Source organism: Autumnicola edwardsiae (assembly GCF_031846505.1).
Lineage (GTDB): Bacteria > Bacteroidota > Bacteroidia > Flavobacteriales > Flavobacteriaceae > Autumnicola > Autumnicola edwardsiae.
Genome location: NZ_JAVRHP010000038.1, coordinates 1 through 21,864, shown reverse-complemented (window position 1 = coordinate 21,864; position 21,864 = coordinate 1). Strand labels below are relative to the sequence as shown.

Below are 21,864 nucleotides of genomic sequence, written 5' to 3'. Positions count from 1 at the left end.
CTTCTCTTTTTTATATGCTTTAACCGTACTCACAGTTCGTCTTGAGCAGCAATAATTGTGGTTAAAATTCTGAAAAATCACCTTTTTTTCTTGTTTCTCCTCCCCCACCAGATTATAAAACCACTAACCGGAAGGCCGGCAACAAATAAGCTCCCAAAAAAGGCGATTATCTTGCCTGTAATGCCAAAGTATTGCCCGGTATGAAGTCCGTAATTCATTTCCTGAAGCTTTAAACCGGTGCTTTTATTGCTGTACAAGTGCTTTTCCAGTAATTTCCCTGTTTCCGGATGAAAATAGAAGTTGGATTGGTGATCAAAATCTAAAGTTTCGGGGTAAGACCCGGTGATAATTGGAGAATTTGCATCCTGTTCCCATACAAAATGCATCCCGGCATCGGGAAGCAGCGCAAAAGTCTGCTTCATGGCCATATCTATTGCCGGGATTCCGGAATTGGGAGATTCAGCTTCAATAATTGGCGGGGCAGTTTCTTCAGAATATTCCTTTCCCAAATTGCCAATTACATAGAGACTTTCATGCATCCATTCATAAGAAAAACTAAGGCCCGTAATGGCAATTACCAGCGCAAGCAGAGAAATATAAATTCCCGTAATATTGTGCCAGTCATAATTTACACGCCGCCATTTGGCGTTAAATCTGATCTTTAGCCCGTTTTTCAGATTTTTCCTTCTCTTCGGCCACCAGAGAATAATTCCGCTAATAAGCATCACAATAAAAATAATAGTGGAGATTCCTACCACCTGTCTACCAATCTTTTCGGGTAGAAGAAGGTACATATGCAGGTTTTCTATAATGCTGAAAAATTCATCTTCAATTTTCTGGCTATGGAGAAATTCTGCGGAATATGGATTGAAATATATATTATATCCTGCATTCTCCATAAAGTTATACACAAACGCAGGCCTTTCCTTTCCCTGATAAACCACCATTCCCGGAGCTGCATTTGGATAGCGTGCTTCAACTTTTTCCTGAAGTAGAGACGGTGCCACGAATTCCTGATCCTGAATAGCTACTTTTCTCCAGGGCTGGGTAATATCTTTGATTTCATCATGAAAAACATAGATACAGCCGGTAATAGCCACAATAAAAACAACAATACCCGAAGCAAGCCCTAACCACAAATGCAGTTTTCCGATCCATTTTTTGAAGGTATTTTGTTTTTTCCGCTTCGGCATTTTTGTAACTCTTAATTCCGGCCAAAAGTAAACTTTAGAAATAGTTTCAACTAATTGTGCTACATTAAAACTACATACAAAAACCGTCCGAATTCCTCCGGGCGGTTTTACTAACAACTAACTAACTCAACTAAAATTTGTAGGTAAGGCTTGCCGCAAAATTTCGCGGTGTTTGCGGATTTATAGTGGACCACCCATTATAATACTCTTCATCTGTAAGATTATTCAGCTTCAGGTTGATGGCAAATTTTTCTACGCTATAGAATAAAGAAGCGTTAAAGACCGTGTAGGAAGGAAGCGTAAAAACCCCGGCAAGGCTCCTATTAAAAATCATATTTTCACTGGCGTAATTCCCTCCAAAACCAAATCCAAAACCATCAAGGTCTCCCTGCTGAAACCTATAGCTCGCCCAGAAATTAGCCAGATTCTCAGGCCCTGCAGATTCGGGCCTTCTTCCGAGGAAATCGTCACTTGCGGTAGATTCTATAATCTCACTGTTGTTATAACTGTAACCCGCAATAAGATTTAAACCATCAAAAGGAGCAGCGGTTACACTGGCTTCAAATCCGCGGCTGTAGCGTTCGCCGCCCTGCAAATCTGTCGAAAAGGGATTTTCAGCAGAAATGGCTACAATATTTGAAACTTCTATATCGTAATAACTAAACGTTGCCGCAACCCTGTTGTTTAAAAAATTTAGCTTGGTTCCAACCTCAAATTGTTTGGCTTTTTCAGGATCAAAAATAACCGTCCTGCTCTGGCCGCTGGCCCTGTCTACTACCTCCTGTGGCGCCAGGTTACTAAAGCCATCCATATAATTGGCAAATATCGATACCCTGTCCAGCACCGGCTGATATACTACTCCGAATTTGGGAGAAAGCGCTGTCTGGCTGTTGTTCTCATTTTCAAACTGGTCAATCCTTAAACTAGCCATAGCCGAAAGCTGGGGTGTAAAATTGAAAACATCAGAAATATAAGCACTGTAAATATTTTCCTTAGTGGTATTACTGTTCCTGTTTAAACCGGCCAAAAGGTTGTTTGTTGCTGCTGCAGAAAGTATTCCGCTGTCATTATCTGTGATATAAGCTTCAGGATCATAGATTTCAAAAACACTTTCATTTACATTCTGAAGGCTGGCTTCCCCCACGTAAACCTTTCCATTTGCCACATAACCAGAACCGTTGTCGATCACTTTTCGGTTAAAATAATCTAATCCCACTACCATTCGGTTTCTAAAATCTCCAATTTTAAAATCACCAATAAAATTCTGCTGGATATCTGTAGTAAGTGTGGTCGAATTTTGGTCATTAATGTATCGTGTAAAAACAACTCCTTCATTAAGATTGGTCACTTCGCCCGGTACCTCATCCAGTCCCTGCTCAAACCGGGTGGTCTCGTACAAATAAGAATAGTGGCCCAATGCTTTTGCCGAACTCCTGGAAACAACGGTCTGGGAAGTCCAGGAATCGGAGAGTTTATAGTTCATTTGCCCCTGCAGGCTGAAATTTGGGTTTTCCAGGGTAAGATCGTTGCTCGTGTAAGAGCGTTCGGGATTGTAGCCTAATTCATCCATATTTGTCACGCTAAGGGGCGCACCACGGTCTAAAAACAGCATTGTGGGATTGGTACTCTCGCTGTTATAAAACTCTGTGTTAATAAGGAACGAAAGCCTGTCGTTTACTTTATAACTCAGCGAAGGTGCAACGAAAAATGATTTCTGAAATCCCGCGTCCTGAAAACTATTTTGCGTATGGTACGCAGTGTTTATCCGTAAGGCAACATCCCCGGTTTCGTCCAGCGGAGTATTAACATCTGCGGTTACACGATTTAAACCAAAGCTGCCCATAGTGTAGGAAATATTGCCGCCAAAATAGCTGTAAGGTTTTTTTGTTACAATATTTATAAGCCCGCCATAAGAAATAAGGCTGCTGCCGTACAATGTTCCCGAAGGGCCTTTTACTACCTCTATACTTTCTATATTTGCAGGATCGGGGCTTCCATTGGTAACACCGGGAAGTCCGTTTACCAGCGTCGGCTGCACCGGGAAACCTCTTATGGAAAAGTAGCCGGCACCGTCACTTCCCCTTCCGGTAGATTCCCACAATTTGGAGATTCCGGGAGCGTTTTTAATCGCATCGTCAAAACTGGTAACCACCTGCTCCTCCATAAGCTCTGCAGTAATAGTATTATACACCTGCGGATTTTCGATGTCTTTAAGCGGAAGTTTTGCCACAAAATCACTTTTTGTGCGGGTAAATTCATTTACATTCCCATTTGCCCTAAGTACAACTTCGCCCAACTGCTCTTCTTTTCCGTTAAGAACTATACTTTGCACTGTGGTTGTTTGATTTGCCTGGACCGAGACTGCCAGTTCTCTGGTTTGATAACCTACGTAAGAAATTTTTATAGTATAATTGCCCGCGGGCACATTGCTGAGTATAAACTCCCCGTTACGATTAGATTCGGTTCCAAAGCTGGTACCTTCAATGTCTATGTTGGCATCTGAAATGGGATTGCCGCTGTTATTTATGATGTTTCCCTGTATATTCCCGCTGGATTGCCCAAAGCTAAACTGGGACAACACGAGGAAAATACTCAACAGAAAATTTTTTTGACTCATTGTAGTAGTGTTAAACTGTAGTAGTATTAATTTTATTTAGACTTATTTTAAATAGAAAGGCAAATGTAAAGATCGTATTTCAGAAATAAAAGCTTATTTATAATTATTATAAATAAAATTGCTCAGCCTTTATGGATACTTCGGAAAATCAGTAAGTTCACCATTGCTGTAACCAACGGGGTATTACAGATAACTATAACGCAAATCAGAAATTTGATTAGAAATTAACCTCCACAGCACATCAAAAAAGTATATTTGCGTTTCAAAATTTAATTATGATAAAACTGATCGTGACAGATATGGATGGAACCTTGCTTAATGACAAGCATGAGCTGCATCCTGATTTTTGGAAAATGGAAGAAGCACTTACAGAAAAAGGAATTATTTTTTCTGTAGCCAGTGGACGGCAGTTTTACAACCTGGAATCAAAATTTGAAAGGATAAAAGACAGGATGTTATTTTTTGCTGAAAATGGTACCCATGTTGTCCGCAATGGCAAAGAAATCTATGTGAATCCGCTTGATCGTGATGCCGCTAAAGAATTTATCAGTATCGGGCGTGAAATTGAAGGAGCTCAACTTGTTCTATGCGGAAAAACTTCAGCTTATGTAGAATGTGATGATGAAGAATTCATTCGAGAAATTCAGCAATATTATAAGCGTTTAAAGTACGTAGAAAACTTGGACGAAGTAGAAGATACTATTCTAAAGGTCACGGTTTGCGACTACAAAGGAGTTGAAGAGCATACTTTTCCGCATTATAAAAAGTTTCAGGACAATTATAAAGTTGCTATTGCAGCAAGGATATTCCTGGACATTACCTCTGCCACGGCTAATAAGGGAAATGCTATTAAAGGCGTTCAGGAAGAACTTAATATTTCTCCTGAAGAAACGCTTGTTTTTGGAGATTACCTTAACGACCTGGAAATGATGCAAAATGCCCGCTACAGCTATGCTATGAAAAATGCCCATCCCGAAATAATTAGCGCCAGCAAATTTATTACCGGCTTTGATAATAATGAAAACGGAGTGCTAAAAACTATTGAAGAGTTGGGACTGCTCAAAGAAGATGAAGTTAAAGCAGACTCCTAAAAATGGCAATTATCGGTATCTAGTGCAGTACTGCGCTGCAATTTGAACGCCGCTAATATATTCTTGCTGGAAAACATGGTAAAAAGGCGCTCCCGGTCTAATTGATAATAAAGTTAGTTTTATCTACGCCGGTATTTCCGGCTGCAGGATCAAATGCGTAAACGGTGATTTCGTAAAGACCTGCATCCAGGTTTGTTTTTGCAGAAAAGGTACTTGGCTTTTCCCCTACCTTCATTTCCACCTCGTTTACCTGCTTATTTTCACTGCTTATCAAGGCTTTCACTTCATATTGATTTGCGTCCCAAATACCCCCTTCAGTCACGGGGCATCCGCACATAAGGATAATATTTGCCATTATTTCGACCTCTTTAGTTTGGGGAATTCTTTCGTGCGTTTGCGGAGAAAGGATATCCACCACAAAGCCGGGAACCTCCAGTACAACTCCGTCGCCGGTTATGTCCTTACCCGGAATTAACCACAGCTGCGTACTGGAAATAACTGTTGCCTGCTTTTTATTAATAGGCGCATGTGCTTCTACTGTTACAAAAACCGGTTCCTTTATATCGATATTTGCCAAAAAACCAGCTGTACTTTCTTTAGCTAAATTCTCGTTACGTTCCCGTGGACGGTTCATTATCTTCTCGGTGTTTCCCGTACTGCCTTTGGTAAGACCTTCGGCAAGAATTTCGCCGGTTTCAGCATTTTTTATGTAGATTTTTGCTCCACCAACAGAGCTTCCAATAAATTTGGCATCTTTTGCTTTAGCTCTTACCATAATTGCGGTTTCCTGAGCATATAAGCCTGTAAAAGCAAAAATAAACAGCAGAAAAAAGGAGCGTAAAACTGTAATTCTCATAATTCGATTTAAAATTTTCGTTCTTCTCTAAGATAGAAAATTTATTGCTCTACCGTATTTTCAGCAAGCAAATTCGCTTCCTTCTCTATCTCCTCCTGTTCAAAATTACGTGGATCTGCCATGTACCTGGTCACATAATTTTTCAGTATTTGCAGTTCTTCTTCATTAAGATCGTTTGCCTCCATGTCTCGGGACAAATTCAGCCATGGCACAGAAGCTTCAAAATCATACTCTCCAAATACCATAAAAGGTGTTCCGTTGCGCACAATGGTATCGCCTTTAAGTTTCCACATTTTTGCCCAATCATAAATAAACTTCGCATCGTCCATATAAAGCCTTACACAGGCGTGGCTGGCAGGAAAACCCGGCAAATTATACTGGTGAACGCCAACACCTTCAAAATTCATAAAATTGAAATAATAAGGCAGGATCCAATCCTCATTTACCGTACTAACTTTACGACTGGCTTTATAATTTCCGTAGTGCAAACCATTTGGAGTAGGCGTGGCTTGTTTCCCTGAACTCACCGGGCCCCATTTCACAAGCTTACCAGACTCGTAAAGTGCAAAACCCTGAATTCTTTGCGCGATAAGCACCGCTTTTGGAATGGAATCCAGAATTTCCAGTTGCTGCGGAAAAGGGCTGTAGGGATTTAAATCTTCAGAAATAGTATCGGGAATCACAATTGGAATTTTTGGCTGTACGCGATATTCTTCAATCCTGTTTAAAGCGTAGACAACTTTTCTCTGACTTTCATTATACCTGGAAGAAAAGCTATCCAATGCCTCCCGGGTCAACAAAGAATCGATGCTGTAATTAATCTGAAGCCGCTTTACCTCTGCCACCTCTTCTTCTATTTCCCTACTTTCCTGAATGGTATCTACTGAAGATTTTTGCGGAGTGAGATCTTTTTTTTCCGAAACTTCTTCAGAACAGGATATGAGCAGCAGACTCATCACTACAGCTAAGCGGATTGAAGTCGAAAATTTAATAATTGTAGTGTTTCTCAAAATGAAAGCGTTTATAACCTTGTGGTTCAATAACTATGCTAAATTACCGTTGGGAAGCTTCAGCAACTGCCAAGAATAAGTTAAATCTGTAAGAACTGATGAAAATTTTTTAACTTAATGCGATAAAACTAAAAGCTCATGAATAACCGTCGCGACTTTATCAAAAAATCAGGATTATTCCTGGCAGCATCTACTTTACCTTTTCCATATCTTTTTTCGGCTAAACCCGCCAAAAAACTCGGAGTGTCACTGATAGGATTAGGATATTACAGTACAGATCTATTAGCACCGGCACTCCAGGAAACAGATTATTGTGAGCTTAGGGGAATAGTAACCGGAAGCCCTGATAAAATTCCGCAGTGGCAAAAAAAGTATGGAATAAAAGATGCTAATGTTTACAATTACGACAACATGGAGAGCATCGCAGAGAATGATGATATTGATGTTATTTACATTGTCCTCCCGAACTCTATGCATGCAGAATACGCGATAAAAGCGGCCAATGCAGGAAAACATGTTTGGTGCGAAAAACCAATGGCAACAACCGCAGAAGAATGCCGGCAAATCATTGATGCCTGTAATAAGAATAATGTAAAACTTTCTATTGGATATAGAATGCAGCATGAGGCAAATACCCAAACACTTATGAAATGGGCAAAAACAAAGCCTTATGGTGAAATTCAGGATCTTAAAGCCGAGGCAGGTTATAACAGCAATAATATAACCCCCTGGAAACTGGATAAAGAAATGGGCGGCGGCGCCATGTACGATATGGGAGTATATTCCTTAAACGGCGCAAGATATGCTACAGGAATGGAACCAATTTCTGTTAGTGCAAGGCATACTACCGACAGGCCGCAAATGTTTGACGAAGTAGATGAAACGACAATTTTCGACCTGGAGTTTCCCAATGGAGCGACGGCTGAGTGCCGTACAAGTTTTGGAGAAAGTATGAATATTCTGGATGTTAATTGTAATAAAGGAGGTTATCATCTTAAACCGTTCCAATCCTACTCTGGCGTAAAAGGTAAAGCCAGCGATGGTACAGTTTTAGAACCTTTCGGCAAAAATCAACAGGCGGTTCAAATGGATGATGATGCCCTGGCTATTATAAATGACAAACCTGTGATGGTACCTGGAGAAGAAGGGTTAAAAGATATTATAATTGTAGAAAAAATCTTTGAATCTGCTTCCAAAAACGGTGAAAGGTTAAGCTTGAGATAACAGGATCTTGCTTAAAATTATGATTAACTACTGAATGAGTGAAGGTATATGAAGAACTTTTATCTTGCTTTATACCTGCTAATTGCTGTTAATCTTACCTTCGTACAGGAAAACAAGCTGCCTGAAGATTTCGTTTATGTACATAAAGTTATTCCCAATATAGCTCTGGAAATAAGGTATTGTGGTGCTAACAATTTTACCGGAAGGCCTGTAGACTCCTATTACGAGTCGGTCGCGATTTTATCAAGACCTGCGGCAAAAGCATTGGCAAAGGTTCAGGAGGAACTTGAGAATGAGGGATATGGACTAAAAGTCTTTGATGCTTATCGTCCCCAATCTGCAGTAAATCAATTTGTGGAATGGGCAAAAAAGGAAACCGACACGCTCAATAAATCAAATTTTTATCCGGATATTGATAAGGGAAATCTATTTAGTTTGGGGTACATTGCTTCCAAATCCGGACATTCCCGGGGCAGCACGGTCGATCTCACCATTATTAATGCAAAAACGGGTGAAGAACTGGATATGGGAAGCCCTTATGATTTCTTCGGAAGTATTTCCAGTCATAATTCCGAAGAAATTTCTGAAGAACAAAAGGAAAATCGAGAATTACTAAAGCGCGTGATGATGAAAAACGGCTTTAGACCATATCCTGAAGAATGGTGGCACTACACCTTGAGGAATGAAACCTTTCCAAATACCTATTTTGACTTTCCTGTTGAATGAAACTAGCTTGTGTAAAATTACTCCAGCTTTTCGGCTAAAGAAGATAGGTTCTGCATTTTAGCATGGTTGTACGCCGTTTTTCCCTGGCTGTCTTTAAGTGATTTATCTGCGCCATTTTTCAGAAGCAACTCTGCCATTTCCTCCTGTCCAAAAGTGGCTGCAAAAATTAAAGCAGTAGCTCCATTTGCATTTTGAATACTAACATCTGCACCTCTTTGGATGAGCAGATTGGCAATTTTGGTGTGCCCTTTAAAACAAACGCCCATAAGTGCTGTATTTCCTGCAGCATCCAGAGCATTTACATCTGCTCCAGACTCTAGAAGAAGTTCTGTAATCTCATACTGCCCGTTGTAACTGGCCAAAACAAGCGGTGAGAAGCCTTTCTGGTCTTTTTGTTCCAGCAAATCCTTATCTTCAGAAACCATCTTTCTTACTTCTTCTTTGTTTCCTGAACGGATATTGTCATAAAAATTCATATAAAAATTGGTTAGTCAGGAGCGCCTTCAAAAATTGGAAATATCGGTCTTGTGTCATTCAGCAAACAACAGGACGAAAATTGGCATTTTGGCCGCCTCTCCTTTATTCGTAATAAAATTTTTGATCTAACACTAAATTACCGGGTTGTATGAAGAAAACAGCTTCTAAACAATATTCTTATTCAATCTTTACATAAGATGAAGTTATCAAACTAATAAATTTCATAGGGATGAACTATAGATACTGGTTTCCAATCAAAAACCACGGAACTAATCGTGCTTAAAAGCTGCAATTACCTTGAAAATATGCATAATGGCAGGAAAAACGGCATCCATAGACTCTTCAGCTCCTTTTGTAGAACCTGGCAGAGCGAGAACGAGCGTATTTCCGATTAGCCCTGAAACAGAACGGGAAAGCATAGAATAAGGAGTGCGGTTTTGGCCGTAAGCTCTAATAGCCTCTTCAATTCCAGGCACCGGCCGTTCCAACAGAGGTTGAACAGCTTCGGGAGTGACATCACGCGGTGATAAGCCTGTACCCCCGGTAAGAATAATCAGGCTTACCTTTTCTTTGCATTTTTTCTTTACCAGTTTCTGAATTTCATCCTTCTCATCAGGAATAATGAGATAATCTTCAATTGCAACCTGATAGGTTTTCAGTTTATCGATAATTGCCTTTCCTGCACGGTCTTCTTTTTGCCCGGCAGAAATGGAATCTGAACAAACAATAACAGCAGCAGAAATTTCATTTTCTTCAACTACTTTTCTGTAATCTGTCTTACCGCCCGTCTTTTCCAGAAGCTTAATATTTTCAATACTAATACCTTTGTCTATGGGTTTTAGCATATCGTACATTGTAATTGCAACAACAGAAGCGGCGTGCATTGCCTCTACCTCTACTCCCGTTTTATAAATAGTGTGAATTTCCACCTTAATTCTTACAGTAAGATCTTCAATTTCGTAAGTTATTCCTGTGTACTCAATGGGCAGCGGATGGCAATCTGGAATCATATCGCTGGTACGCTTCGCGGCAAAGAGTCCGGCGGTTTTTGCCATTTCAAAAACATCCCCTTTCGGAACTTTTTTCTGTTCTATGGCCTCTATTGTTTCGGGACTACTTACCCGTACAACCGCCTGCGCTATAGCTTTTCTAAGTGTATTTGTTTTATGCGTAATGTTTACCATCGCCTTTGTTGCTTCTATCGGTTTACTTTCCAGGATTCTTTACTGCTCTCCAGGATCTCCTTTCCCCATACCGGAAGTTCCTTTTTTATGCGCTCTACCAACTCATCACACGCATCCATTGCGGGCCGGCGGTGTTTGGAAGAGGTAAAAACAAAAAGGCAGATCTCCCCGGTTTTCACTTCTCCCAGGCTATGGTAAATATGCATACAGGTAAGATCGTACTTCTGAAAAATATCTTCCCTTATTTCAAAAGCTTTTTGCAGCGCCATTTCTTCGTAACAGGTATATTCTATTGCCTTTACCGTGCTGCCGTCTATCTGGTCTGCTCTAACCTGTCCCAGGAAAATTGAATGTCCGCCAATACTGGTTTTTTCACTGTGATGCTGAATAGAAGTCGCTATTTTCTCACTGGAAATTGCCCCCTGTACGAATATATTTTTAGGTTTACGTGCCATTGTTCTCTGTTTTTAAAGGTGAAGAAGGGTGTAATATACCTCCTTCTACGGAAAAAATCTTTTTACCCGGAAATTGGTTTTTAAGATCCTGGGCCATTTTCCTGCTCCGGGATCCTGACTTACAGAACAACAGAACATTTTCAAAAGCTGCTACTTTTGATTGATCCTTTGCCAGAACAGACATTGGAATCCTTTCTATTTCTGAATTGCTCATTTCAGGTTTTTCGTGAAGTTCACGAATATCTATTAATGCTGAATTATTCATATTCCGCGTCCAGTCTAAAGCCTTTTCCCAGCTGATACTTTCGGCTACACCACAGCTTATTTCGTAGCTGGCAGCTTTAAAAGCTTCTTTATTAGCAGGGATTTTTTTCCGGGCTTCAGGATTTGCTTCAGCCTTAACTTCAAAAAAAGAGGTGGTCCTGAGATTGTAAAACAGCAGCTTCTTTGTTAGTACCGTCCCTACTCCAGATAGTAATTTAATAGCCTCTGTTGCCTGTAATGTTCCTATTAATGCGGGAAGGACTCCAAGAACTCCTGTTTCACTGCAGTTAGGAATCTCATTTGATGATGGAGGATTTGGATATATATCCCGGTAATTTATAGGATCCTCTCCGTAGTTAAAAACCGCCATTTGTCCTTCATACTCGTAAATGGCGCCCATAATTAAAGGCTTCTTTAATAATACACAGGCATCATTTATCATATACCGCGTTCCGAAGTTATCAGTCCCGTCCAGGACCAAATCGTAAAAAAAGATTACCTCCAGGGCATTTTGGGGAGTAAGAAATTGCGGAATGACTTTAAAAAGTATATCAGGATATTTTTGTTGCAAAACCTCAGCGGCCGTTTGAGCTTTGGGCTTATTAATATCATTTTGTCCATAAAGGGTCTGCCGGTTAAGATTCGACTCACTAATGTTGTCTCCATCTGCAATCCCTATCGTTCCCACACCGGCCGCCGCAAGGTGTAATAAAACAGGACAGCCAAGACCACCTGCGCCGACCACAAGTACTTTAGCAGCGGACAATTTTTTTTGACCTTCATTTCCAAATTCCGGTAATATTATTTGCCTGTCGAACCTGCTCATCCTCCTGAAAATGGTGGTAACAAAGCTATTTCCTCATTTCCGTTTAATGCGGTGTTTTCCTGAACAAGTTGCTGATTTATAGCCAAAGAAAAATTTTGAGATTCCAGTTGAGGATATTCTCTTTTTAAAGCGTGAAGAAGCTCTCTTGTGTTCTGGTAATAAGCGAATTGAAATTCTGATGCCGGAAGCTTCTCTACAAGCATCCCAAAGGCTTTTATATTGAGTTGTTCCATCTTTTCTCTACTTCTCTAAGTTCTTGCTGCGTGTTGATATTCTGGAAATTTTCAGCCGTTGTACTAAAACTGAAATATACTAAAGTGTGCTTGTTTTTTAAAATAAAATCTGTCATTTTAAAATCTTCAGCAGCAATGGAATCTTTAATTTGATTCTGCAATTTTACAGGGTAAAGGGCAAATAAAGGATTTATTCTTTGCCCTACCAATGGTGCCACAATTTTTTCCATAGCCGCTTCCGCAGTAAGGTTTTTTATCTCTTCTTCCGAGAGTAAAGGCATGTCGCAACTTACCAGGAAAACAACATCTGCTGTGGTATTTTTAAATGCTGAAAACAACCCGCCCATAGGACCTTTTTCCTTTACCACATCAGAAAATACCGGAACCCCAAACCGCTCATAGCCGGAGTTGTTTGCTATTATTTTGACCGGTAGTCCTACTTCCTTTAAAGTTTTCAGGATATAAGACACCATGGGTTTACCGTCCAGAAGCATTAATCCCTTGTCCCGGCCCATACGGCTGCTTTTTCCACCGGCAAGGACAAAAGCTTCTATTTTCAGTTCCGGGTTCAAGACAACATAAGCTTGACTGCTGCTCCTGCCAAAACAAATGTCAGCAGGTTTTTCACTATTTTCACGTTAAAGCGACGGGAACCGTAATAACTACCCAACATTCCTGCCACCACCGTAGGCGGTATAAATATCCACAGCGATTTATCGAAAGAAAAACTAAAGCCGAGGGTTCCAATATATCCCGCCACAGAATTTACAAAAATGAATAACGCGCTTAAAGCAGCTGTTTGCCTGATGTTTGTCCAACCTAACATGAGTACCAATGGTGAAAGAATAATACCACCGCCAATACCAATTAGCCCGGAAAAGAAACCGATTAGAATCCCCATAACAGGCGGCAGCCAAAGGTTATTGGCTACAGTACGGGATTTACTTTCAGGAAAAACACCAAGAAACCGAAAGATTGGAAATAGCAGGAGTACACCCAAAATTTTCATATAAAGCGCCGTGTCTACCACAATCATTCCCCCAACAAAAGCCGCCGGCATTGAGAATATCACCAGCTGCAGGAATAACTTTTGTGGAAATTCGCAGGTTTGTCTATGGTTTAAAAAAGCTATAAATGAAATAATGATATTCATTAAAAGCGCCGTGGGCCTGATCTCCTCTGGTGCAAAACCGGCCAGTGCCAATATCATCAAATAACTGCTGGCTCCTCCATGGCCTACAGAAGCATAGAAAAAAGCTGCCACCGGAAGTAGTAGGAGCAAATAAAAAAGCACGTCTATTGGCATTAATAAAAAAATTAAGTTTTTGTCCCGTCCAAGTCTAGCCGATCGAGGGCTCTAAAATATAAATTTTAAAATAATTAGAGTAAAAAGAAAAATTACCAGGCTAAGCCCGATAATCTCTTTATTTTCTTTATTGTAAAAACTTCCCATTTATGGTGTATTATTAAAGCTCCATCAAGATAAGAAATTATCCGTACCGATCTCATCCCGTTTATCAATTTGTGACATAACTACTTTTCAACTCTCAATACATTACAAAAGCGAATTACCGGAAGAAACTTTCAGGAAAGCCACTGCTTAAAGTCCTTTACTTTTTCCCTGCTCACGATTAGCGGAAAATCATTATAGGATTTCAGACTAAGGCGGAGCCGGGAATTTGAGTAGGCGATAATATCCTCAATTGCTGAAATGTTTACAATACTTTGCCTGTTGATCCTGAAAAAGTTCTCGGGATTCAGTTCGTTTTCCAGTTTTTCCAGGGAGATCTCGAGGGGATAATGTCGTTTGTCCAACGTATGGATATAAGTTGATTTGTTTTCAGAACAAAAACAACTAATTTCCTCCACATTAATCAACTTAATATGCTGGCCTATCTGTACGGTGAAACGCTTACGATATTCTGACGTTGGTAGATTAAAAATAGACTGTAGGTTTTGCATGCTCAGTCCGCCCTTAAAAGCAGCGCTATTGTTGTAAAACTTTTGCAACGCGGCTGCGAGTTCCTCATCGTCTATGGGCTTCAGCAGATAATCGACGCTATTTAATTTAAAAGCTTTCAGCGCATATTCATCATAAGCGGTAGTAAAAATGATAGCACTTCTAATTTCAACATTTTCAAAAATTTCAAAAGACAGGCCATCACTTAACTGGATATCCAGAAAAATAATATCAGGATGTTCATTTTGCAGGAACCACTCCGTAGCCTCTTCAACAGCATGCAACGTGGCAATTACATTTACCTTCTGTTTCTCCAGCATACGCTGTAACCGCCGGGCAGAAGGTTTTTCGTCTTCAATAATTAATGCCTGTATCATCTTCAGTAAATATTACTCCCAATTTCTTTTTTTATCTTTTTCCATCAGTTCCTTGACTTTGCGCTCTTCCCAATCCCTACCAAAAAGTTTATTGGGACCAAAGACAGAAAGCCAGTGAGCAAATAATCCAATTCCCCAGAAAAAGGCTGTAGAATATGTCCAGATGTTATTTAAGGTGTGCCAATCGCCATCCTGATAAGCAGCAACGGCAATAATTGCTATGTTTATAAAGAGATAAACAAGCAGGTGTACATAAAAACCTTTGATCTCTTTCACTTTCTTTTTTGCAGACCAGTAGCCCAGGTTCTCCTTTTTATCTTGATTTTTCATTACTTCCATGATTTTTGTTGTTGCTGTTCCTTCTCCATGATCTCCTGAATTTTACGTTCTTCCCAGGCAGAGCCATAGCCAAATACAGAGAAACCATGGATTGTTAGCCCAATACCCCATCCAAATAAAGGAAACCAGAACCACTGAAAACCCCAGAATGTATAATAATTAATAAAAACGAGAAACGGAATTACCACACAATAAGAAATGAGGTTCCCGTAAAATTCCTTCATTTCCTTTACACGCTCTTTCGCCTTAAAATAAGCTTTTTCTTCTCTAAAATCCTGTGTTTCCATAATTGCTATTTGTTTGGTTAGTACCGGTAATTTTACCCTAAAAATTTCCTGGTTTTTTTCTATAAATACTTTTCTCCTGGTTACAATTCCGTAGCGATCTACAATATTCTGAAGCCCCACCCCTTTTCGCTGATGCAGTACTTCTTTCTTCTGAAAATTATTTTCTATCACTAAATATCCATCTGCTTCATAAATTTTGATCCGCAACGGTTTCGCCTCGCTTACCACGTTGTGCTTTATGGTGTTTTCCAGCAATAACTGAAGAGATAGCGGCACAACCTTAGCCTCTGGTGTAGAAAGGTTTTCCGGCACTTCATAAAAAATGCTATTTTCAAAACGCATCGTCAACAACTTCATATAAGTTACCGCAAAAGCAAGTTCTTCTTCCAGGCTTACCAGTTCCTTATCTTTTTGCTCAAGGACATATCTGTAAATCTTAGAAAGCGAAGTAGTAAACTTTTGCGCCTGCTCTGGGTTTTCATCAATAAGGGAAGTCAGAACATTTAAGCTGTTAAAAAGAAAATGCGGATCTATCTGATTTTTTAAACTTTCGAATTTTGCTGAAGCGGTTCCGGCAATAATCTTCTGTTCGGTTACTTTTCGCTCCTGAAGTGCCTTATAAAAATAGAACAAATGAAAGGCAAGGGAAATGATAATCGTAAATAATAAAGGAGCAAAATAATACCGTAAGCTTTCATTTTCCAGAAATTCACTTACTGTGGTGTTTCCAAAGAGTGTTTTATCTACCAGCCGACAAAAAAAATAGCCAAGAAGGGTGAGCGCAATAGAACCTGCCGAGGCGAAAACTGCCCTTTTCAGACCTGCGTTTTCCCAGCCGATTTTTCTATTGAAAAATTTAAAATAAAGTCCATTAATGGCTGTCAGGACAAACGAATAGAAGAAATACATTCCCCATACTTCCAAGTGAAGCAGTTTTTCTATACTACCATAAAAAATAGAATCCAGTAGAAGGACCACGACGGAAATTATAAAAGAAATTCTGAATATTTTGAAGATAATTTTCATCCCAGCTTTTTAATTTAAAGCGAATATCTACTAAATCCTGTTATTCCAGAAAATGTATTCACTGAACTGTTAATTTTTGATGCTGAATCGTAAATCGAACAGACAATCAGAAAATTTCAGCTTTTCTGAAGAAATTATGGCGGCTAAACAACCAAAGTAGAGAAAATTAAGATGAAAACTGAAGAAAAATAAGTGAAGAGAATACAGTTCAGGAGAAAATTAGAAATTTAGATAGAAATGTAGCATCCTCACCTTCAGAAAAAACCAAAGGTAATGTCTTCAAATACTAAGGGTCGAAAATGGCAATTTTCGACCCTATACTTTTTTGGTGGCCCAATATTCTTCTCCACAAGCATAATTTATTCCGAAGAAAAATTGGGAAGTATGAAATTAAACATCATCATCCACTTCCATAATCTGTTTATTGGCTTTAAAAGGACGAATAATTAACCTTGCGGCTTTGTCGAAGTTTATGTAATTATAAATCCAGTTAAAGAAAGTTACCAACCTGTTCCTGAAGCCAATAAGGAACCACAAATGCACAAACATCCATACAAACCAGGCAAAGAAACCTCCAAATTTTAATTTTCCCATGTCTACCACGGCGCGGTTTCTCCCTACCGTAGCCATGGTGCCTTTATCATAATAATCAAAGGGCTCCAGTTTTTCGCTCTTAACCAGCCTTTTCAGATTTTTGGCCAGATGCTTCCCCTGCTGAATTGCCGGCTGGGCCACCATAGGATGCCCCTTTGGATATTCCTCACTTTGCATTAGCGCAATATCGCCAATGGCAAAAATATTTTCATAGCCGTTCACCTGGTTAAACGTATTTACCTCGTACCGGTTTGCTTTTTCCACCATAGCCGAAGCATTTAATCCCTTAACAGGAGCGCCTGTAACCCCCGCGGACCAGATAAACGTTTCTGTTTTTAAAGCCAGGTCGGTATTGGTTTTCACCAGTTCCCCATCGTAGTTTTCCACCATGGTATTTAAATGGATATGGACGCCCAGTTCTTCTAAAAAGCGATGTGCTTTTTTAGAAGATTCCTCGCTCATAGGTGGCAAAACCCGTGGCAATCCTTCCAGAAGGTGAATATTCATTTCGTTTGGATCAATATCGGGATAATCGTTTGGCACAACATTATTCCTAAGTTCGGCAATGGCGCCGCTAAGTTCCACGCCTGTTGGGCCTGCGCCTACAATCACAAAATTAAGGAGTGCTTTCCTTTTTTCAGCATCATCGGTAATTACGGCCTGTTCCAGGTTTTCCAGAATTAAACTTCTTATGTTTAGCGCCTGCGGAACGGTTTTCATCCACATTCCGTTCTTTTCTATACTTTCATTTCCGAAGAAATTGGTTTTTGAACCTGTAGCAATAACCAGGTAATCGTAAGAAATATCGCCAATATTGGTATGGATCAGGTTTTCTTCCGCAGTAATTGAAGAGACTTCGGTAAGCCTGAAAAAGCATTTTTTACTATCCCGTGTTATTTTCCTTAAAGGATAGGCAATAGAATCGGGCTCCAAACTGGCTGTGGATACCTGGTACAATAAAGGCTGAAAAGTGTGGTAATTATGCCTGTCCAGCAAAACCAGCTGGAAATCTTCCTTAAGCAGTTTTCTTGCAAGTGCCATCCCGGCAAAGCCTCCTCCAATTATTACTACCCGGGGCAAATCGCTATGGGGAATATTCATATATCAAAACGTTTAAATCCTAATTTAAGGCTTATCCTGCTCTGGAAGAAAAATTCCCTGCGCATTAACTATAATTTATAGTTTTTTGTAACATTGTACTTCTTCAAGCTACATATAACAGCTAACCAAGTAATGTGGACAAGGACCTAGAACATCAGTTTGTTACCAACCTGGAAAAACACCAGAATATTGCGCACAAAATATGTCGCATTTACACAAACGACCAGGCTTCTCACAACGATTTATTTCAGGAAATTACGATTCAGCTTTGGAAAGCTTATCCAAAATTTCGTGGAGATGCCAAGTTTAGTACCTGGATGTACAGGGTCGCCCTAAATACTGCAATTACACTTTATCGTAAGAAAAAGCGCGGAATTCAGACTCAGGACTACGACACTGTCCATTTCAAAATTAAAGCGGAAGAGTATGATGATGAAGCAGAGCAGCAGATTAAGTTGATGTATGACGCCATTAAAGAATTAAATGATATTGAAAAAGCCCTGGTTTTTTTATACCTGGAAGACAAAAATTACCGTGAGATATCTGAAACCCTTGGGATATCTGAAGTAAATGCAAGAGTGAAAATGAATAGGGTGAAAACAAAGTTGAGAACAATATTAAATCCTTAGAAAGTTGATGGATGGATTGGATTTATTAAAGAAAAACTGGAAAAAGCAGGAAGAAAACCTTCCGCACCTTTCCTATGATGATATTTATAAAATGATTTGGAAGAAGTCTTCTTCTATTGTTAAATGGATATTTATCATCAGTATTATCGAGTTCCTTCTGGGTACGCTGTTAAGCATTGCCCTGGCCGATAAGGAATACTGGCAGCAAATGGAAACGCTGCACCTTAAAGAATTTATGATTTTTGCAGAAGTAATTAGCTATCCTATTACCTTGTACTTTATTTACCGGTTTTATAAAAATTACAAAAAGATCTCGTCTACAGATAGTGCTTCAAAACTAATGCGCAATATTCTAAAAACAAGAAAAACAGTAAAATTCTATATTGCTTACGTATTAATTTCCATAGCCATAATTTCCATGGTTTCGGTATATATTTTACTTCACTTTCACATACTTGATAATGATGTTGCCGATAGTACGAAATATGTTTTTGATACTGTGGACTGGATTAAGTTTATTGCGATAGTAAGTATTGCTTTATTTCTTTTACTTGGCGTTATCTGGCTTTTCTACAGGTTGCTCTACGGAATTCTATTAAAAAGATTAAACCGGAATTATAAGGAGCTTAAGAATTTGAATGTGTAGGGGTTTGGAGTTCGGGGTTTGGAGTTCGGGGTTTGGAGTTTCGGGGTTTGGAGTTTAGGGCCTGCTTTAATAGCTGCATCTTCGTTGTACCTTCTGCGCAAATCTGCGTATTCTGCGGGAGAAACTTGAGAACCTATTTTTAAAGTTTGTTGGTAAATTTATAACACAGATCAAAAATGCCAGTTTTTGACCTTCATTAAAGAGTTTGGAGTTTGGAGTTTAAAAAAGTTAAAAAGGGAAAGAGTTAAGGAGGGAAAAAGTTATCTTCTTGGAAACAATCAATAGGTATCTCTCTTGAACTTGTTTTGTGGGTTGTCTTTGTATTCTGGTGAATTGTGAGGTTAGGAAAATCTTTCCTCTCTTCTCTTTCCTCTAAAAGTCAACCTCAAAAATGCCAATTTTCGACCTTCAGAAATACAGAATCTAAAATTTAAAATAATTTTCAGTACTCCCGTTTCTTGTTAAGCTCTTCCATAGTTTTTATGGCTTCTGTAGGGATCACTTTTGAAAAGGAAGCGTGCTGCTCTATTGCATATTCCAGTTTTTCGACAATTTCCTCTATAGATTCGTTATCGTAATCTATCTCCAAAGGTTCTTTTATCTGAAATGACTGCAGGATTCCGCGTTTTTTGATGCGCAGCCCCTTTTTATCAAAAGATCTCCGAAAACCATCAATTACAATAGGAATAACAATCGGTTTATAATTTTTAATAATATGGGCCGTTCCTTTTCTAATTGGCTTAAAAGGTTTTGTTGTGCCTTGCGGAAAAGTGATTACCCAGCCATCGTTTAAAGCCTCTGCAATATTTTCAGAATCCTGCGGATTTACATTCCGCTGAATTTCCTTTCCTTTTTCCCGCCAGGTTCTTTCCACAGTTATTGCACCGGCATAGGCCATTATTCGGGTAAGCAATCCCGCCTGCATAGTCTCTTTTGCGGCCACATAATAAATGTTGAGTTTTGGTTCCCAGATGTAGCCAACGTTTTTGATAGAATCTACTCTGCCGCTCAAGCTGGCATTAAAAACATGGAACATGGCCACTACATCTGCAAAATAAGTCTGGTGGTTGGATACAAAAAGAACATTTGTTTCGGGGAGATTCTTAATAATTTCAGACCCTTCCATTTTAAGTTCGTTAAAACCGCGGTATCTTCTATGAGTAAGTACTCCAAAAATGCGAATAAGACACTTCTTAAAGAATAAAATATGTCCAAACGGATTTTTTTTAAAAAGGTTCATTATTTGAAACTACAAATTTTAACTCGTTTTATAAAGAAACATCATTTTAGACGGAGGCAAATATAATAATAAGTTTCTTACAGCACCTTTACCAGCATTTCCTTTAATTCACTAAGCATCATCCCTGTGGCACCCCAAACAATATGCTTGTTGAGCTTGAAGGCAGGAACTTCAATATTTTCTGCATAAGATGTACTCAACACCTGTTTTACCATATTGTTATCATCCATAAAATGCTCCAGGTCTACCTCGATAATATCTTCCACTTCAGTTTCCTGAGCAACCAGAATTGGCGTGGTGTCCATTATCCCAACATAAGGATGCACCCAGAAATTACTGGGGGGAATATAAAGCTTCGTAAGTTTTTTAATAACGGTTACTGCTGTCATTGGAACCCCAACTTCTTCTTCTGTTTCCCGAAGTGCTGTTTCAGAAAGATCTTTATCCTTCTTTTCCACCCTCCCGCCGGGGAATCCTATCTGGTTGGAATGTACGCCCCTGTAGGTCTTCCGTAGAATTAGTACCAGTTTAGTAGCCGAATTTGCATCGGGATAAAAAAGCGCCAGGACCCCGGCTTCATTGGGTTTTTGATTTTCAATATCAACATTGGCCAATTCCTCGATTCTCATAAGAGGGGCTAATTTATGGTGAGCAGCCTCTCCCGGTAATTCGATTTTTTTTAATTTTGATATCTTAGTTTTAAAGATTTTAAAGTCCATGAGATATAGCCTTTCGATAATTGCCATTTTTCTAACGCTGCTTTGCGCAAGTTGTGAAGATAAGAATTCTTCTCAGAAAAATGCTGCTGAAAATGTAGCCGATAAAATGAAGGAAAACGACAGCGCAGCAATAGAAACTGCTGAAAATTATGCTGAAGAAGAGGAGGAACAACAAACCGTTCTGGGAGAAGCTTATCCTATTCCGCAGGAAGAACTTATCCCGTTTTTAACGCAATATGGTAAGGAAAATCCCGAAAACCGGGTAAGGATCATTACCAGCTTTGGTGATATCGAGGTGACGTTATTTCGGGACACTGCTTTGCACCGGGCAAATTTTATAATGCTGGTTAAAAATGGCTATTTTGACAATACCTATTTTCACCGGGTTGCCCCGGGTTTTGTAATCCAGGGAGGAAATTCTGATAATGAAGCTACTTATGAAATGAGGCAGGATGTAGGGAATTATTTAATCCCCAGTGAATTTGAGGCGGGTCACAAGCATGCGTACGGTGCTTTTTCTGCAGCCAAATACAGCGAACAGAATGTTAGTAAAGCTTCTTCTCCTTTTGAATTTTTTATTGTAGTAGATAAGGGAGGATCACCCCACCTGAATAACGATCACACTGTGTTTGGAAGGGTTACCAGCGGAATGGATGTGGCGGAAAAAATTGCACAGGTAGAAACCGGCCAGTCTGAATGGCCAATAGACAATGTGCAAATTGATGTGGAGATTATAGAGTGATATTTTCTTAACCTACTTTTTATCCGGGCTAGTTGCAGCTCCCTTTAA

General features: G+C 39.5%; 23 protein-coding genes. 6 read left to right on the top strand and 17 right to left on the bottom strand.

The window, feature by feature from the left end; translation table 11 throughout:
• Positions 1–77 precede the first annotated feature (77 nt).
• Positions 78–1,193 carry a PepSY-associated TM helix domain-containing protein gene (locus RM529_RS09030; protein ID WP_311484466.1) on the bottom strand — a complete coding sequence of 372 codons (1,116 nt, stop codon included), beginning with the start codon at positions 1,191–1,193 and terminating at the stop codon, positions 78–80.
• A gap of 130 nt (positions 1,194–1,323) precedes the next feature.
• Entirely contained in the window at positions 1,324–3,810 is a 2,487-nt protein-coding gene (locus tag RM529_RS09025; protein WP_311484465.1) for a TonB-dependent siderophore receptor, read from the bottom strand.
• A gap of 275 nt (positions 3,811–4,085) precedes the next feature.
• Between RM529_RS09025 and RM529_RS09020 the strand changes: the two genes are divergently transcribed.
• Positions 4,086–4,901, top strand: a complete 816-nt coding sequence (locus tag RM529_RS09020; protein ID WP_311484464.1) for an HAD family hydrolase — start codon at positions 4,086–4,088, stop codon at positions 4,899–4,901.
• Between the two features lie 97 nt (positions 4,902–4,998).
• Here RM529_RS09020 and RM529_RS09015 read toward each other — a convergent pair whose 3' ends face one another.
• Together RM529_RS09015 and RM529_RS09010 are read right to left on the bottom strand one after the other, a co-directional pair.
• Entirely contained in the window at positions 4,999–5,757 is a 759-nt protein-coding gene (locus RM529_RS09015) for a hypothetical protein (protein ID WP_311484463.1), read from the bottom strand.
• A gap of 41 nt (positions 5,758–5,798) precedes the next feature.
• On the bottom strand, positions 5,799–6,767 hold the full coding sequence (locus tag RM529_RS09010; protein ID WP_311484462.1) for a L,D-transpeptidase: 969 nt from the start codon (positions 6,765–6,767) through the stop codon (positions 5,799–5,801).
• A 138-nt stretch (positions 6,768–6,905) separates the two neighbouring features.
• Between RM529_RS09010 and RM529_RS09005 the strand changes: the two genes are divergently transcribed.
• Both RM529_RS09005 and RM529_RS09000 read left to right on the top strand, forming a co-directional pair.
• Complete coding sequence (locus RM529_RS09005; RefSeq protein ID WP_311484461.1) at positions 6,906–7,991, top strand: Gfo/Idh/MocA family protein; 1,086 nt, start codon at positions 6,906–6,908, stop codon at positions 7,989–7,991.
• Between the two features lie 48 nt (positions 7,992–8,039).
• Positions 8,040–8,717: a M15 family metallopeptidase gene (locus tag RM529_RS09000; RefSeq protein WP_311484460.1), complete on the top strand. Its 678-nt coding sequence runs from the start codon at positions 8,040–8,042 to the stop codon at positions 8,715–8,717.
• A gap of 17 nt (positions 8,718–8,734) precedes the next feature.
• Here the strand turns inward: RM529_RS09000 and RM529_RS08995 are convergent, their stop codons facing one another.
• The 11 genes from RM529_RS08995 to RM529_RS08945 all read right to left on the bottom strand — a co-directional run bounded on the left by RM529_RS08995 (position 8,735) and on the right by RM529_RS08945 (position 17,840).
• Positions 8,735–9,193, bottom strand: coding sequence for an ankyrin repeat domain-containing protein (locus RM529_RS08995; protein ID WP_311484459.1), 459 nt, complete (start codon positions 9,191–9,193; stop codon positions 8,735–8,737).
• A 270-nt stretch (positions 9,194–9,463) separates the two neighbouring features.
• Entirely contained in the window at positions 9,464–10,378 is a 915-nt protein-coding gene (moaCB, locus tag RM529_RS08990) for a bifunctional molybdenum cofactor biosynthesis protein MoaC/MoaB (protein ID WP_311484458.1), read from the bottom strand.
• 14 nt (positions 10,379–10,392) lie between these two features.
• The gene (locus tag RM529_RS08985) at positions 10,393–10,833 is read right to left on the bottom strand and encodes a molybdenum cofactor biosynthesis protein MoaE (RefSeq protein WP_311484456.1); all 441 of its coding nucleotides are present in this window, start codon (positions 10,831–10,833) and stop codon (positions 10,393–10,395) included.
• On the bottom strand, positions 10,823–11,923 hold the full coding sequence (locus RM529_RS08980) for a ThiF family adenylyltransferase (protein ID WP_311484455.1): 1,101 nt from the start codon (positions 11,921–11,923) through the stop codon (positions 10,823–10,825). The genes RM529_RS08985 and RM529_RS08980 overlap by 11 nt, the downstream gene beginning before the upstream one ends.
• Positions 11,920–12,156: a MoaD/ThiS family protein gene (locus tag RM529_RS08975; protein ID WP_311484454.1), complete on the bottom strand. Its 237-nt coding sequence runs from the start codon at positions 12,154–12,156 to the stop codon at positions 11,920–11,922. Before RM529_RS08975 ends, RM529_RS08980 begins: the two co-directional genes overlap by 4 nt.
• Positions 12,138–12,728 carry a molybdenum cofactor guanylyltransferase gene (gene mobA, locus RM529_RS08970; protein WP_311484453.1) on the bottom strand — a complete coding sequence of 197 codons (591 nt, stop codon included), beginning with the start codon at positions 12,726–12,728 and terminating at the stop codon, positions 12,138–12,140. The genes RM529_RS08975 and mobA overlap by 19 nt, the downstream gene beginning before the upstream one ends.
• Positions 12,725–13,462, bottom strand: a complete 738-nt coding sequence (locus RM529_RS08965) for a sulfite exporter TauE/SafE family protein (protein ID WP_311484452.1) — start codon at positions 13,460–13,462, stop codon at positions 12,725–12,727. The genes mobA and RM529_RS08965 overlap by 4 nt, the downstream gene beginning before the upstream one ends.
• 278 nt (positions 13,463–13,740) lie before the next feature.
• Positions 13,741–14,490, bottom strand: coding sequence for a LytR/AlgR family response regulator transcription factor (locus RM529_RS08960; protein ID WP_311484476.1), 750 nt, complete (start codon positions 14,488–14,490; stop codon positions 13,741–13,743).
• A gap of 15 nt (positions 14,491–14,505) precedes the next feature.
• Positions 14,506–14,823 carry a 2TM domain-containing protein gene (locus RM529_RS08955; protein WP_311484451.1) on the bottom strand — a complete coding sequence of 106 codons (318 nt, stop codon included), beginning with the start codon at positions 14,821–14,823 and terminating at the stop codon, positions 14,506–14,508.
• On the bottom strand, positions 14,823–16,145 hold the full coding sequence (locus RM529_RS08950; RefSeq protein WP_311484450.1) for a 2TM domain-containing protein: 1,323 nt from the start codon (positions 16,143–16,145) through the stop codon (positions 14,823–14,825). The genes RM529_RS08955 and RM529_RS08950 overlap by 1 nt, the downstream gene beginning before the upstream one ends.
• 390 nt (positions 16,146–16,535) lie before the next feature.
• On the bottom strand, positions 16,536–17,840 hold the full coding sequence (locus RM529_RS08945; RefSeq protein WP_311484449.1) for an NAD(P)/FAD-dependent oxidoreductase: 1,305 nt from the start codon (positions 17,838–17,840) through the stop codon (positions 16,536–16,538).
• A gap of 134 nt (positions 17,841–17,974) precedes the next feature.
• Here RM529_RS08945 and RM529_RS08940 point away from each other — a divergent pair, with 134 nt between their 5' ends.
• Both RM529_RS08940 and RM529_RS08935 read left to right on the top strand, forming a co-directional pair.
• The gene (locus RM529_RS08940; RefSeq protein ID WP_311484448.1) at positions 17,975–18,469 is read left to right on the top strand and encodes an RNA polymerase sigma factor; all 495 of its coding nucleotides are present in this window, start codon (positions 17,975–17,977) and stop codon (positions 18,467–18,469) included.
• A gap of 7 nt (positions 18,470–18,476) precedes the next feature.
• Positions 18,477–19,115 carry a DUF8845 family protein gene (locus tag RM529_RS08935; RefSeq protein ID WP_311484447.1) on the top strand — a complete coding sequence of 213 codons (639 nt, stop codon included), beginning with the start codon at positions 18,477–18,479 and terminating at the stop codon, positions 19,113–19,115.
• Between the two features lie 442 nt (positions 19,116–19,557).
• On the opposite strand, the gene RM529_RS08930 is transcribed toward RM529_RS08935, so the two are convergent.
• A complete protein-coding gene (locus RM529_RS08930) occupies positions 19,558–20,355 on the bottom strand; it encodes a lysophospholipid acyltransferase family protein (RefSeq protein ID WP_311484446.1) in 798 nt (265 codons plus the stop codon).
• Between the two features lie 77 nt (positions 20,356–20,432).
• The gene (locus RM529_RS08925) at positions 20,433–21,074 is read right to left on the bottom strand and encodes an NUDIX hydrolase (protein WP_311484475.1); all 642 of its coding nucleotides are present in this window, start codon (positions 21,072–21,074) and stop codon (positions 20,433–20,435) included.
• On the opposite strand from RM529_RS08925, the gene RM529_RS08920 reads away from it, so the two are divergent.
• Entirely contained in the window at positions 21,073–21,816 is a 744-nt protein-coding gene (locus RM529_RS08920; protein ID WP_311484445.1) for a peptidylprolyl isomerase, read from the top strand. The genes RM529_RS08925 and RM529_RS08920 overlap by 2 nt on opposite strands.
• The last annotated feature ends 48 nt before the right edge of the window (positions 21,817–21,864 follow it).

Excerpts from the sequence above, each read along its gene's own strand:
- RM529_RS08935 (WP_311484447.1), top strand. The coding sequence starts at position 18,477 with ATGGATGGATTGGATTTATTAAAGAAAAACTGGAAAAAGCAGGAAGAA.
- moaCB (WP_311484458.1), bottom strand. The coding sequence starts at position 10,378 with ATGGTAAACATTACGCATAAAACAAATACACTTAGAAAAGCTATAGCG.
- RM529_RS08925 (WP_311484475.1), bottom strand. The coding sequence starts at position 21,074 with ATGGACTTTAAAATCTTTAAAACTAAGATATCAAAATTAAAAAAAATC.
- RM529_RS09030 (WP_311484466.1), bottom strand. The coding sequence starts at position 1,193 with ATGCCGAAGCGGAAAAAACAAAATACCTTCAAAAAATGGATCGGAAAA.
- RM529_RS08980 (WP_311484455.1), bottom strand. The coding sequence starts at position 11,923 with ATGAGCAGGTTCGACAGGCAAATAATATTACCGGAATTTGGAAATGAA.
- RM529_RS08950 (WP_311484450.1), bottom strand. The coding sequence starts at position 16,145 with ATGAAAATTATCTTCAAAATATTCAGAATTTCTTTTATAATTTCCGTC.
- RM529_RS08985 (WP_311484456.1), bottom strand. The coding sequence starts at position 10,833 with ATGGCACGTAAACCTAAAAATATATTCGTACAGGGGGCAATTTCCAGT.
- RM529_RS08930 (WP_311484446.1), bottom strand. The coding sequence starts at position 20,355 with ATGAACCTTTTTAAAAAAAATCCGTTTGGACATATTTTATTCTTTAAG.
- RM529_RS09005 (WP_311484461.1), top strand. The coding sequence starts at position 6,906 with ATGAATAACCGTCGCGACTTTATCAAAAAATCAGGATTATTCCTGGCA.
- RM529_RS08955 (WP_311484451.1), bottom strand. The coding sequence starts at position 14,823 with ATGAAAAATCAAGATAAAAAGGAGAACCTGGGCTACTGGTCTGCAAAA.
- RM529_RS08920 (WP_311484445.1), top strand. The coding sequence starts at position 21,073 with ATGAGATATAGCCTTTCGATAATTGCCATTTTTCTAACGCTGCTTTGC.
- RM529_RS09000 (WP_311484460.1), top strand. The coding sequence starts at position 8,040 with ATGAAGAACTTTTATCTTGCTTTATACCTGCTAATTGCTGTTAATCTT.
- RM529_RS09015 (WP_311484463.1), bottom strand. The coding sequence starts at position 5,757 with ATGAGAATTACAGTTTTACGCTCCTTTTTTCTGCTGTTTATTTTTGCT.
- RM529_RS08965 (WP_311484452.1), bottom strand. The coding sequence starts at position 13,462 with ATGCCAATAGACGTGCTTTTTTATTTGCTCCTACTACTTCCGGTGGCA.
- RM529_RS09025 (WP_311484465.1), bottom strand. The coding sequence starts at position 3,810 with ATGAGTCAAAAAAATTTTCTGTTGAGTATTTTCCTCGTGTTGTCCCAG.
- RM529_RS08945 (WP_311484449.1), bottom strand. The coding sequence starts at position 17,840 with ATGAATATTCCCCATAGCGATTTGCCCCGGGTAGTAATAATTGGAGGA.
- RM529_RS08975 (WP_311484454.1), bottom strand. The coding sequence starts at position 12,156 with ATGGAACAACTCAATATAAAAGCCTTTGGGATGCTTGTAGAGAAGCTT.
- RM529_RS08995 (WP_311484459.1), bottom strand. The coding sequence starts at position 9,193 with ATGAATTTTTATGACAATATCCGTTCAGGAAACAAAGAAGAAGTAAGA.
- RM529_RS09020 (WP_311484464.1), top strand. The coding sequence starts at position 4,086 with ATGATAAAACTGATCGTGACAGATATGGATGGAACCTTGCTTAATGAC.